The sequence below is a fragment of the Allobosea sp. Root381 genome, from assembly GCF_001429395.1.
Lineage (GTDB): Bacteria > Pseudomonadota > Alphaproteobacteria > Rhizobiales > Beijerinckiaceae > Allobosea.
In genome coordinates this window covers 23719-35777 of sequence record NZ_LMJT01000021.1, presented here as the reverse complement: position 1 = coordinate 35777, position 12059 = coordinate 23719, and the positions used below count along the sequence as shown (strand labels likewise).

General features: G+C 68.5%; 11 protein-coding genes. 9 read left to right on the top strand and 2 right to left on the bottom strand.

Translation table 11 applies throughout. The features are described 5' to 3' along the window. Window positions 1-25 precede the first annotated feature (25 nt). On the top strand, window positions 26-1252 hold the full coding sequence (locus ASE63_RS16695; RefSeq protein WP_056803616.1) for a hypothetical protein: 1227 nt from the start codon (window positions 26-28) through the stop codon (window positions 1250-1252). 6 nt (window positions 1253-1258) lie between these two features. Here the strand turns inward: ASE63_RS16695 and ASE63_RS16690 are convergent, their stop codons facing one another. Together ASE63_RS16690 and ASE63_RS16685 are read right to left on the bottom strand one after the other, a co-directional pair. Continuing rightward, window positions 1259-2164, bottom strand: coding sequence for a DUF6492 family protein (locus tag ASE63_RS16690; RefSeq protein ID WP_056803547.1), 906 nt, complete (start codon window positions 2162-2164; stop codon window positions 1259-1261). Continuing rightward, window positions 2161-2967, bottom strand: coding sequence for a WecB/TagA/CpsF family glycosyltransferase (locus ASE63_RS16685; protein ID WP_244491428.1), 807 nt, complete (start codon window positions 2965-2967; stop codon window positions 2161-2163). Before ASE63_RS16685 ends, ASE63_RS16690 begins: the two co-directional genes overlap by 4 nt. Before the next feature lie 384 nt (window positions 2968-3351). Between ASE63_RS16685 and ASE63_RS16680 the strand changes: the two genes are divergently transcribed. From ASE63_RS16680 to murJ, 8 genes are all read left to right on the top strand, one after another. Next, a complete protein-coding gene (locus tag ASE63_RS16680) occupies window positions 3352-4098 on the top strand; it encodes an SDR family NAD(P)-dependent oxidoreductase (protein ID WP_056803544.1) in 747 nt (248 codons plus the stop codon). Between the two features lie 9 nt (window positions 4099-4107). Beyond that, window positions 4108-5367, top strand: a complete 1260-nt coding sequence (locus ASE63_RS16675) for an allantoate amidohydrolase (protein ID WP_056803541.1) — start codon at window positions 4108-4110, stop codon at window positions 5365-5367. 86 nt (window positions 5368-5453) lie between these two features. Further along, entirely contained in the window at window positions 5454-6665 is a 1212-nt protein-coding gene (gene hemA / locus ASE63_RS16670) for a 5-aminolevulinate synthase (RefSeq protein WP_056803538.1), read from the top strand. Between the two features lie 140 nt (window positions 6666-6805). Continuing rightward, window positions 6806-7375, top strand: coding sequence for an ATP-dependent protease subunit HslV (gene hslV, locus ASE63_RS16665; protein ID WP_082610030.1), 570 nt, complete (start codon window positions 6806-6808; stop codon window positions 7373-7375). Continuing rightward, window positions 7372-8454, top strand: coding sequence for a hypothetical protein (locus tag ASE63_RS16660; protein WP_056803530.1), 1083 nt, complete (start codon window positions 7372-7374; stop codon window positions 8452-8454). Before hslV ends, ASE63_RS16660 begins: the two co-directional genes overlap by 4 nt. Further along, window positions 8451-8993, top strand: a complete 543-nt coding sequence (locus ASE63_RS16655; protein ID WP_244491427.1) for a GNAT family N-acetyltransferase — start codon at window positions 8451-8453, stop codon at window positions 8991-8993. Before ASE63_RS16660 ends, ASE63_RS16655 begins: the two co-directional genes overlap by 4 nt. Then, window positions 8990-10297: an ATP-dependent protease ATPase subunit HslU gene (hslU, locus tag ASE63_RS16650; protein WP_056803526.1), complete on the top strand. Its 1308-nt coding sequence runs from the start codon at window positions 8990-8992 to the stop codon at window positions 10295-10297. The genes ASE63_RS16655 and hslU overlap by 4 nt, the downstream gene beginning before the upstream one ends. Before the next feature lie 139 nt (window positions 10298-10436). After that, the gene (gene murJ / locus ASE63_RS16645; RefSeq protein ID WP_056803523.1) at window positions 10437-12032 is read left to right on the top strand and encodes a murein biosynthesis integral membrane protein MurJ; all 1596 of its coding nucleotides are present in this window, start codon (window positions 10437-10439) and stop codon (window positions 12030-12032) included. The last annotated feature ends 27 nt before the right edge of the window (window positions 12033-12059 follow it).

Genomic DNA, 12059 nt, shown 5'->3' with positions numbered 1-12059 from the left:
GGCCTGCGCGGCCGGAACGGACTCGATGCTGCCAGACCGCGCCGCCATTCTCGCCTACCTCACCATCCTGAGCGGCTCCGCCGGCCGGCTCGTCATCGCCCTTGTCTACTTCCTCATCGTTGCGAATGCGTTGACCCTCGGTGAATTCGGCCTGTTCGCCACGGCTTCTGCAACAGGGCTGATCCTGTCGCGCCTGCTGGCCTTCGGCTTCATCTCGCCGCTCTACCGCGTCGCCACGGTCAAACCGCGCCTGTTGGGCACCTATCTCGCCGGCTTCGCCGGGCTCGCGGCCTTGTCGCTGCCGTTGATCGCCGGTGTCGCCGCCTGCATCCACCTGCTGCTCTTCGCCGACAGGCTCAGCATTGTCTCCTTCTCGGCGATCATCGTCGCGGAAGTGCTGGGCTGGCGGGTGGTCGAGGTGGTGGCGATCGTCAACAACGGCTTGCGACGCTTTCGGCAGGCCGCCGTGCTGGTGATCATCGGTTCGTCGCTGCGCACGGTTGCGGCACTGCTCTTTATCGCCTTCGGCCATGCCAGCCTCGATGCATGGGCCTTCGCCTATTGCGCGGCAACGCTGGCGAGCGCTGCGATCGCACTCCTCGCCTTCCTGCCGAGTACGCGGTGGCGGTTCGTGCGCCGACTCTATCCGCGCCGCATGGCCGACGCAGTCTTCGCCGGCGCGGCCGACATCGTCTTCTACGTCCAGTCGGAACTCGACAAGCTTCTGGTGCTCGGCCTCGCCGGGGAGCGCATCGCCGGACTTTACGCGATCGCGCTACGGGTGATCGACCTCACCGCGATGCCGGTGCGCAGCTTCAACCAGATGCTGGTGCAGAAGATCATGCAGCAGCGCGCGCTGTGGGGTCTGAAGCGGCTGGCCGTCTTCGAGATCGGCATCGCCGCAGTCTCGGTCGCCGGGCTGCTGGCGGTCGTTCTGGTGCTGAAGCCCTTCCCGGGGCTGCTCGGCCGTAACGTCTCGGAGGCGGCCTATCTGCTGGCGCCAATGCTGCTGGTCCCGGCCTTCAGGAACCTGATCGAATACCATGCCGAACTGCTTTATGCCCGCGAGCGCACAGGGTCGCGGATCCTGCTGCTGTGCCTGGTGACCGCGCTGAAGGCCGCGCTGATTTCGGCCGTCATGATGCATTTCCAACAGGACGGCGCCTGGGCGGCCTGGATGAACGGCGCCTTCGCCGCCGCCTATCTCGTCTCTGCCGGGCTCACCTACCGGCTCCTGGGCACGGCGCGCTGACGCCGATCAGGCGGCCGCTTCCTGCCGTTCCATCAGGGTGCGCAAGCGTTCGAGCGGCTGGTCGATGAAGGACTGCACGGCGACCGCGACCTGCCAGGGCTCGAGCACCTCCTCGAAGGAGGCGACACGGTCGAAGCCCGCGACCTCGTGGTCGAACCAGTAATAGCGGCAGAGCTCGCGCTGATCGGCCCAGTGGCCGGCAGCTTCGAGGCCGAGCACGCGTTCGACGTAATGACCGTAGATCACATATTCGGAGAAGCGGCGGCGGCGCGCCATCGCCGAGACCCAGTCGCGCCCGCTCAGACGCTCGATGCGATCCAGCAGGGAGAGGACGATCCTGCGGCGCCAGCTCACCATGTTGATGTAGTCCGCGCTCGGGAATGCAGGAGGTCCGAGCCCGAGCAGCAGCGAGGCGTTCTCGCACCAGGGCACATGACGCTCCACCATGTCGGCGGTGATGGCGCCGGGCTTGCTGTAGAGCCTGATCGCGCCGTCCCGCTCCAGCGCCTCCAGCGCGAAGGGCCGAGCGAAGATCATGTCGGAATCGGCGAAGAGGAGGACGTCCTCCGAGCAGGTCCTGGCGATCGCGAACTTGCGCAGCTGCTGCGCATGCCAGCCACGCAGCGGCGGCACGCTGCGTGCCAGCGCGCCGAGGCCGGTCCAGACGCGACGGCGGCCGAGGCTCAGAGGATCGGGCCACGACTTGAGCCAGGACGGCAGCAGCTCGGATTCGGCGATGACATGCCGCTGCGGGCCCTCGAGCCCTCTGAACAGTGCGACATCCCGGTCTTCCACCAGCAGGTAGTGCACGGCATGACCGGTGACGAAGCGGTCGATGCTGGCGCAGAGCAGGCGGCAGCGCTCGAGATCGCCGGCATAGCTCGGCGTCGCGATGGCATAGCTTTGGCTCACGGCGGCGATCTGCGGGAGAAAAAGCGCTGCCGCAAGATGCGAAGCAGAAAGGCCGGGTTGCCGAGCACGTAGCGGCGCCAGAGTCGGCGCGGCTCGCGACCAAGCCGATAGACCCATTCGAGCCGGGTCCGCCGGATGAGCTCCGGTGCGCGCGGCACCTCGCCGGCCAGGAAGTCGAACAGCGCGCCGATGCCGGCCGCCACCGCACAATGCTGCGGCCCCAGCCTGTCGGCGATCCAGTTTTCCTGCCGCGGATTGCCGAAGGCGACGAGCAACAGGTCCGGCGGCGCCGCCTTCAGCCGCGCCAGCAGGCCGGCTTCCTCGGACAGTTCGAAATAGCCATGGCTGACGACCTCGAACGCATGCTGCGGGAATTGCTGCCGGAGCTGCGCGGCTGCGCGGTCGGCGACGCCGGGGCGACCACCGATCATGCCCACGCGCAGCGGCCGATGCTCGACGCGCAGCAGAGCGGGGATGAAGTCGCTGCCATTGAGGTTGGCCGGGAAGACGGAGCCGTGCAGCACCCGGCTGCCGATGTCGACGCCGATGCCGTCCGGCAGCACGAGGAAGCCGGCGAGGCGGCGTGACAGCGCCGGGTCGCGGGCGGCGAGATTGACCAGATTGGCGTTGCAGAAAGCGAGCTTGACGTGCCGGCCTATCGCCATCGCCTGCGAAAGCTCGGCTAGCGCACCGGCCTCGGTCAGCACCGCAATGCCGACGCCGCCGACATCGCGCAGCGCGAAGCCCGTCGGAGCCCGGGCCGCAGCTTTGGTCGCGAAGGTGAGGGAGAGGCTGGCAGGCACAGGCGGCAATCCGGACCGGGTTCGTGACAGCGAGGTTCACAGCACCTCATGAAGCAATCGCTGCAAGCGTCAAGCCGAAGCTGGCCGGACGGTGAACGGCTGCTTCAGGGCAAGCGCACTGCGCAATCACCACCCGCAAACACCGGATCGGCCCGAGATTCGATGCGGACGGCCTGCGAAGGCCGAGCCGCGCGCAATGTACCGGTCCGGGACGATCGCAGCGCCTCCGCACCGTTTCGGCACATCCTGCCGTTTTCCGGCACGCGCTTGGCCGGCGGGCAACCCCCGTCGAAGGCGTGGCCACCGACGGGAGACGCAGTCTCCGCGTCTTGTCCATTCTCCCCGACAGCCTCTAGGGTGCGATCAACGTGTCAGGGGCCTGCAATGAACCAGATCGATCTCAAGGGAAGAACCGCCATCGTCACTGGAGGCGCGCAGGGTATCGGCCGTGCCGTCGCCGAACGCTTCGCCGCCAGCGGCGCCACCGTCGCGATCTGGGATCTCGATGCGAAGCTGGCGCAGGACACCGCCGCCGAAATCGGCCATGGCGCAACCGCGCTCGGTATCGACGTCACCGATGCGAAAGCGGTGAAGGCTGCGGCCGATGCGCTGGAGGCCAAGCAGGGCAGCGTCGACATCCTCGTCACCAGCGCCGGAATCGCCGGCGCCAACCACAAGACCTGGGAGTATCCGCTCGACGAATGGGCGCGCGTGATGCGGCTCAATGTCGACGGCACGCTGCATTGCTGCCAGGCGGTGGTGCCCGGCATGATCAAGCGCAATTACGGGCGCATCCTGATGGTGGCCTCGATCGCCGGCAAGGAAGGCAACCCCAACGCCTCGGCCTATTCGGCCTCGAAGGCCGCGGTGATCGCGCTGACCAAGTCGCTCGGCAAGGAGCTGGCGACGCATGACATCGCGGTGAACTGCATCACGCCGGCCGCCGCCCGGACCCGGATCTTCGACCAGATCACGGAAGAGCATATCGGCTACATGCTCGCCAAGATCCCGCGCGGGCGCTTCCTGCTGCCGGACGAGGTCGCCTCGATGGTCGCCTTCCTCGTCTCCGCCGAGAATAGCTTCACCACCGGCGGCGTCTTCGACCTGTCCGGCGGCCGGGCGACCTACTAGAATCATCCCATGACCCAGTCGCTTCCTTCCGCCGGCGTCCTCGGAGCGCGCGCCTTCGCCGCGCTACAGGGCCTCAACCGCTTCACCGACGAGCCCGGAAAGCTGACGCGGCTCTATCTCTCGCCGGCGCACCGGCAGGCGGCGGAATGGACGAAGGGGGCGATGGAGGTCGCGGGCCTCTCCGCCTTCATCGACGCCGCCGGTTCGGTCCAGGGCCGGCGCGAAGGTTCCGCGCCCGGCGCTCCCTGCGTGCTGATCGCCTCCCATATCGACACGGTCAAGGACGGTGGCCGCTTCGACGGCAATCTCGGCGTCGTCGCCGGCATCCTGGCGGCGCAGGCCCTGCGCGACGCCGGCATCGTCCTGCCCTTCGCACTCGAGGTCGTCGCCTTCGGCGACGAGGAGAATGTCCGTTTCCCGACCCATCTCTCGACCTCGGCCGCGCTCGCCGGCGACTACGACCCGGCCTGGCTCGATGCGCGCGACACCGAGGGAACGCGCCTGGGCGACGCGCTCACCGCCTTCGGAGGCAACCCTGCGGGCATCCCCGCGCTCGCGCGCAAGCCCGGCTCGATCAAGGCCTATCTCGAAGTCCATATCGAGCAGGGGCCTGTGCTCGAAGTCGAGAACGAGCCGGTCGGCATCGTCACCACGATCACCGCCCAGAGCCGGGCTCGCATCCGCGTCACCGGCGAGGCCGGCCATGCGGGCACCGTGCCGATGCGGCTGCGCAAGGACGCGCTGGCCGCCAGCGCCGAGATGGCGCTCGCACTCGAGGCTATCGCCTCGGGCCATGAGCAGGCGGTCGGGACGGTCGGCGTGTTCGACGTCGATCCTGGCGCGACCAATGTCGTTCCCGGCGCGGTCGAATTCACCGTCGACTTCCGCAGCCCCTCGAACGAGACGCTCGACGCCATGGAGGCCGCAATCCGCGCCCGCTTTGGTGAGATCGCGGAACGGCGCGGCGTCGGTCTGACGATCACCCCCTATGCGAAGGCGGCGGCGGTGCCGATGGAGCCAGGATTGCAGGATGCGCTCAGCATCGGCGTCGCGCGGACCGGCGCCAATCTGACCGCACGGCGCATCCCCTCCGGCGCCGGCCATGACGCGATGTCGATGGCGGCGATCTGCCCGACCGCCATGCTCTTTGTGCGCAACGAGAAAGGCATCAGCCACTCGCCGCTGGAGAACATGACCGAGGCGGATGCGGGCATCGCCATCCGGGTACTGCTCGAGGCGATCCTGGAGCTGGCCCGCCGCGAAACCTGATCCGCATCAAGGAAGGCCGCGACACCGCGTGCCATTTCCCGCTTCCGGCGCTAGGCTTAGAAAGCGCGCGCCGCAGGAGGCTGGCGATGGATTACGAGACATTCTTCCGGAACGAACTCGACGGCCTGCGCCGCGAAGGCCGCTATCGCGTCTTCGCCGACCTCGAGCGCAAGGCCGGCCGGTTCCCGCGCGCGACCTATCACGGTGAGGATGGCCCCCGCGAGATCACCGTCTGGTGCTCGAACGACTATCTCGGCATGGGCCAGCATCCAAAGGTGCTCGCGGCGATGCGCGAGGCGCTCGATGCGTGCGGTGCCGGCGCAGGCGGCACGCGCAATATCGGCGGCACTAATCATTATCACGTCCTGCTTGAGCAGGAGCTTGCCGCGCTGCACGGCCAGGAATCAGCGCTGCTGTTCAACTCCGGCTACATGTCGAACTGGGCCTCGCTCGGAACGCTGGCCGCGCGGATCCCCGGCTGCGTCGTCCTGACCGACCAGCTCAACCACGCCTCGATGATCGAGGGCATCCGCCATTCGCGGGCCGAGCGGCATATCTTCGCGCATAACGACGCGGACGATTTGCGCCGCAAGCTCCAGGCGATCGACCCGGCGCGGCCGAAGCTGATCGCCTTCGAGTCGGTCTATTCGATGGATGGCGACATCGCGCCGATCGAGACCTTCTGCGACATCGCCGACGAATTCGGTGCGATGACCTATCTCGACGAGGTCCACGCCGTTGGCCTCTACGGCCCGCATGGCGGCGGCATCAGCGAGCGCGAGGGCCTCAGCCAGCGCCTTACCGTGATAGAGGGCACGCTGGCGAAGGCTTTCGGCGTGATGGGCGGCTATATCACCGGCTCGGCGGCGCTCTGCGACTTCATCCGCAGCTTCGCCTCCGGCTTCATCTTTTCCAGCGCGCTGCCGCCGACGGTCGCGGCTGGGGCGCTCGCGGCGATCCGCCATCTCAAGGAAAGCTCGGCCGAGCGCGAGGCGCAACAGGCCAATGTTGCGGCGCTGCGGCGGCTCCTCGATCAGGCCGGCATCCCGCATCTCGACAATCCCAGCCATATCGTGCCGGTGATGGTCGGCGAGGCGGCGGCCTGCAAGCGGATCAGCGACGAACTGCTCGCGCGCTTCGACATCTATGTCCAGCCGATCAACTACCCGACCGTGCCGCGCGGCACCGAGCGGCTGCGGATCACGCCTTCGCCGCTGCATTCGGAAGACGACCTCCGGCGCCTCGTCACGGCGCTGAGCGAGATCTGGAGCCGTTCCGGGCTGAAGCACGCCGCCTGAGGCGACCGCGTTTCACGTGAATCCCTTGCCGCGCGCCGAGGCCGCGCGAGGAGGCGTTCGCTGCGACGCCCCTTGATACCGCGCGCCGGGCTGAACATGTTGACGGCTTCCGCCGCGCCAACCTCCGAGCCCGATTCGCGATGTCAGACACCAGCAACGTTCCCTTGATGCACGCGACCACCATCTTGATGGTGCGCAAGGGCGGGCGGGTCGTGATCGGCGGCGACGGCCAGGTCTCGCTCGGCCAGACGATCATGAAGGGCAATGCCAAGAAGGTCCGCCGCCTCGCCAAGGGCGCAGTGATCGCGGGCTTTGCGGGCGCAACCGCCGATGCTTTCACCTTGTTCGAGCGCCTGGAGAGCAAGCTGGAGCAGTATCCGACGCAATTGCTGCGCGCCTGCGTCGAGCTCGCCAAGGATTGGCGTACCGACCGCTATCTGCGCCGGCTGGAAGCCATGCTGCTCGTCGCCGACAAGGACGTGTCGCTGCTGATCTCCGGCACCGGCGACGTGCTGGAGCCTGAGGCAACCGAGCACGGCGCCGTGATGGCGATCGGTTCGGGCGGCAATTACGCGCTCTCGGCGGCGCGCGCGCTGATCGATGTCGAGGCCGACGCGGAAGCCATCGTGCGCAAGGCGATGAAGATCGCCGGCGACATCTGCGTCTATACCAACCATAGCCTCGTGATCGAGACGCTGGAGGCGGCATGATCGCCGAGGAGGATCTTCAGGCCGCTGTCGCCGAGGGCATCATCGACCAGGCGCAGGCGGTGCGGATCGCGCATCTGGCCAGGCTTCGGCTCGAAGGGCAGGCTTCCGCGCCGCCGCGCCTGGGCGAGAGCGTGGCGGCCGAAGCCCGGCTCGCGATCGATCCCGACGACGAGCGCTTCCGGCTGATCGGCGGCTTCAACGACATCTTCGTCGCGATCGGCGTCGGGCTGCTGGCGAGCGCCCTGCTCGGGCTGTCGCGGATCGTCGGCTTCGGCGACGCCTTTGCGGCGGTGGCTCTGGTCGCCGCCTGGGGGCTGAGCGAGATTTTTGCCCGGCGCATGCGGCTCGCTTTGCCCTCGATCCTGCTCGCGGCGATGTTCTGCGCTGCCGCGGCGCTGCTGATCGCCCAGCTCACGGCCGACCGGGCGCTGCCCTCCATCCTCTATGGCGGCTGGGTCATCGCCGCCGCCGCCTTTTCGGCAGCGGCCTTGTTGCACCACTGGCGCTTTCGCGTTCCGGTGGACATGGCACTGGTGGCCGGCGGGGGCGTCGGCGTGCTGCTCGCCCTGCTCTCGGCGGTCGCCCCCTCGCTGGCGCAGGACTATCTCAATCCGATCCTGCTGATCTGCGGCCTCGTCGTCTTCGTGCTCGCACTCAGGCTGGACATGCGCGACCCGCGACGCCTGACCCGCCGTTCCGACGCCGCGTTCTGGATGCACCTGCTCGCGGCCGGGCTGATCGTCCATCCGCTCTTCAGCGGCATGGTCGGTGCGCAGGCGAGCTTCGGCACGGCCAAATCCCTTATCATCCTCGGCGTCTTCGTGGTGATCGGCATCGTCGCGCTGGTCATCGACAGGCGCGCGCTGCTCGTCTCGGCGCTGAGCTATGCCGGCATCGCCGTCGCCTTCCTGATCTCGCAGAGCGTCTCGCAAAATCTCAGCCTGCCGCTGACGCTGCTCGGCCTGGCCGTGCTGGTGCTGGCGCTCTCCGCCGGCTGGCGTGGCTTGCGCGGCGCCCTGCTCGCGGTGCTGCCGCTCGGCCGCTGGCGCGACAGGCTGCCGCCGGTTTCGCCCGCGTGACCGCGCCCGACATCGACGCCGTCGCGTTCCGTCCGGTGATACCGGGGGATCTGCCGATGCTCGGCGAATGGATGGCGCGCCCGCATTGGCAGGAATGGTGGGGCGAGCCGCAGACCGAGCTCGGCTATATCAGCGACATGATCGAGGGGCGCGACCCGACCTGCCGGCCCTATCTCTTCCTGCTCGGCGGCGAACCGGCCGGGTACATCCAGGTCTGGCAGGTCGCGCCGCACCAGACACCGGAATGGGCAGGAGACAATCCCTGGCTCATGGAATTGCCGGCGGATGCCGTCGGCGTCGACCTCTCGCTCGCGGACGGAGCCAGCCTGTCGCGAGGCATCGGCTCGGCCGTGCTGCGCCGTTTCGCCGAGGATCTGACGGCGCAGGGCCACAGGACCATCATCATCGATCCCGATCCCGGCAATGCGCGGGCCGTGGCGGCCTATCGCAAGGCGGGCTTCCGCCCGCTACCCGGCGTCACAGCCGGCGCCGACAAGGCGCTCATCATGCAGTTTCATCCGGACATGGCGTTGCAATGACCAGCTTTTCCCCCCGCGAGATCGTTTCCGAACTCGACCGCTTCATCGTCGGCCAACACGACGCCAAGCGCGCCGTCGCCATCGCGCTGCGCAATCGCTGGCGGCGCCAGCAGCTCGAAGGACCGCTGCGCGAGGAGGTCTCGCCGAAGAACATCCTGATGATCGGGCCGACCGGCTGCGGCAAGACCGAGATCGCGCGGCGCCTCGCCAAGCTCGCCAACGCCCCCTTCCTGAAGGTCGAGGCGACCAAGTTCACCGAGGTCGGCTATGTCGGCCGCGACGTGGAATCGATCGTGCGCGACCTCGTCGAGGTGGCGATCGCGCTGGTACGCGAAAGCCGGCGCAAGGATGTGCAGGCCAAGGCCCATCTCGCCGCCGAGGACCGCGTGCTCGATGCGCTGGTCGGCGCCACCGCTTCGGCCGCGACCCGCGATTCCTTCCGCCGCAAGCTGCGCGCCAACGAACTCGACGACAAGGAGATCGAGATCGAGGTCGCCTCCGGCGGCAGCGCCGCGCCGATGTTCGAGGTCCCCGGCATGCCCGGCGCCTCGATCGGCGCGATCAACCTCTCCGACATGTTCGGCAAGGCCTTCGGCCAGAAGGGCAAGCCCCGGCGCGTCCAGGTCAAGGACGCCTATGCGCCGCTCCTGACCGAGGAAAGCGACAAGCTGATCGACCAGGAGGCGATCGTGCAGGCCGCGATCCGCGAGGTCGAGGAGAACGGCATCGTCTTCCTCGACGAGATCGACAAGATCTGCGCTCGCGAGGGCAAGGGCGGCGCCGATGTTTCGCGCGAGGGCGTGCAGCGCGATCTGCTGCCGCTGATCGAGGGCACGACCGTCGCGACGAAGCACGGCGCGGTGAAGAGCGACCATATCCTGTTCATTGCGTCCGGTGCCTTCCACGTCTCGCGGCCATCGGACCTGCTGCCCGAGTTGCAGGGGCGGCTGCCGATCCGCGTCGAACTCAACCCGCTCGACATCGAGGACTTCAAGCGCATCCTGACCGAGACGGAAGCCAGCCTGATCAAGCAGTCGGTGGCGCTGATGGCGACGGAGGAGGTCACCGTCGCGTTCACGCCCGATGCGATCGACGCGATCGCGCGCATCGCCGTCGATGTGAACTCGACCGTCGAGAACATCGGGGCGCGCCGCCTCCAGACCGTCATCGAGCGCATCCTCGACGATATCTCGTTCACGGCGCCAGACCGCTCGGGCGAGGCCGTGACGATCGATGCCGCCTATGTGCAGGCGCGCATCGGCGACCTGGCCAAGAACGCCGATCTCAGCCGGTTTATTCTGTAGCGCCCTTCCGTCATTGCGAGCGCAGCGAAGCAATCCAGCGGGCTCGCTCGCCGCTTCCTGGATTGCTTCGCTGCGCTCGCAATGACGATATGCTCAGGCAACCAACTCAAGCCATGAGCGGCCGGCGGAAAGAACGCGCTTGAACGAGACTTCGCCGCCACCGCCCTCTCGCCTCGCCGGCGATTCGCTTATCGTCGGCGCAGCCACGATCCTGTCGCGGCTGCTCGGCTTCGCGCGCGACGTGCTGATCGCGCGGCTTCTCGGCGCTGGGCCGGTGGCGGATGCCTTCCTGGCGGCGCTGCGCCTGCCCAATCTCGTTCGGCGGGTGCTCGGCGAGGGTGGGCTGAATGCCCCCTTCGTGCCGCTCTATCTCGCGATCAAGGAGGAGAGCGGCGACGGTGAGGCGAAGCGGTTCGCGGGCGACGCGCTCGGCCAGCTCGCGCTGCTGTTGCTGGTGCTGGTCGGGCTCGGCGAGCTCTTCGCCCCTTGGGTCGTGCTCGGCCTCGCCGGCGGTTTCGCCGCTGAACCGCAGACGCTGGCGCTGGCGGCCGATTACACCCGGCTGATGCTGCCCTTCCTGCTGCTGACCGCGCTGGCGGCGATGCTGGCGGCGATGCTCAACGCCGAACGGCGCTTCGCGATGGCAGCGCTGGCGCCGGCCCTGATGAACGCGATCCTCATCGCGATCCTGCTGGTGCAGCTGCTTCAGGGCACGGAACCGGCGCTGGCTGCGCGATGGCAGGCGATCGCGGTCAGTGCGACCGGGCTCGCCCATCTCGCGCTCGTGCTGGTCGCGCTGCGGCGGATCGGCCTGCCGCGGCCGCGATTGCGCTGGTCGCCCGCGATGACGCGCCTCGTCACCACCGGCGGCGCGACCCTGCTGGCGGCGTCGAGCGCCCAGCTCGTGCTCCTCGTCGCGACGCAGATCGCCTCGACCGAGCCGGGCGCGATCTCCGCGCTCTATTACGCCGACCGGGTCTTCCAGCTGCCGCTCGGCTTCGTCGGCGTGGCGATGGGCACGGTCGTGCTCTCCGACATGGCCCGCGCGAGCGGCACAGAGAACGACGCGATGCTCGGGCAGGCTCTCGCTCTCGGACTGGCGCTGGCCCTTCCGGCCGCCCTCGCGCTGATTGTCCTGGCGCAGCCGATCGTCTCCGTCCTGTTCGAGCATGGCCGCTTCGATGCCGACGATCGGGAGCGCACCGCGGCTGCGCTCGCAGGCTTCGCCGCGGGCCTGCCCTTCGCCGTCGTCGCAAAGGTATTCGGGCAGGTCTATTTCGCCCGGCAGCGGCCGCACCTGCCGCTGCTAACCGGCTGCCTTGCCGTCGGCGTCGCAGCAGTTGCGGGCCTTGCCTTGGCGCGCGGTGGCAACGCGGCCCCGATGGCGGCTCTCGCCGCCAGTATCGCCTTCGCGCTGCAGGCGGTCCTCCTCGGGGTGAAGCTCGCCGGCGAGGGGCTCTGGCGGCCCGGCGCCGCGCTACGCCCGCTCGCGCGGACGGCGCTGGCCAGCCTGGCCATGCTCGGCATTCTCGTCTGGCTGCAGCCACTTCTCGCGCCGGCCATGGCCCAGGACCAGCCGACGCTCTGGCGAGCGGCGGCGCTGGCGCTGCTCTGCGGCGCCGGACTCGGTGGCTATGGCGTGGCAGGCCTCCTGTTCGGTGCCTTCGGGCCTCGGATCGTACCCCGCATCTTGCCGCGCTTCTCGCCCTCCCCCTTGCGCAACCGGCGGGGTTGAGCCAGAAGCCCCCCTTTCCTTCCCGTT

What these genes read in the sequence shown, in the direction of transcription:
- hslV (WP_082610030.1), top strand. Translation starts at nt 6,806, where the DNA reads ATGTCAGACACCAGCAACGTTCCCTTGATGCACGCGACCACCATCTTG.
- hslU (WP_056803526.1), top strand. Translation starts at nt 8,990, where the DNA reads ATGACCAGCTTTTCCCCCCGCGAGATCGTTTCCGAACTCGACCGCTTC.
- ASE63_RS16695 (WP_056803616.1), top strand. Translation starts at nt 26, where the DNA reads ATGCTGCCAGACCGCGCCGCCATTCTCGCCTACCTCACCATCCTGAGC.
- ASE63_RS16660 (WP_056803530.1), top strand. Translation starts at nt 7,372, where the DNA reads ATGATCGCCGAGGAGGATCTTCAGGCCGCTGTCGCCGAGGGCATCATC.
- ASE63_RS16675 (WP_056803541.1), top strand. Translation starts at nt 4,108, where the DNA reads ATGACCCAGTCGCTTCCTTCCGCCGGCGTCCTCGGAGCGCGCGCCTTC.
- ASE63_RS16680 (WP_056803544.1), top strand. Translation starts at nt 3,352, where the DNA reads ATGAACCAGATCGATCTCAAGGGAAGAACCGCCATCGTCACTGGAGGC.
- hemA (WP_056803538.1), top strand. Translation starts at nt 5,454, where the DNA reads ATGGATTACGAGACATTCTTCCGGAACGAACTCGACGGCCTGCGCCGC.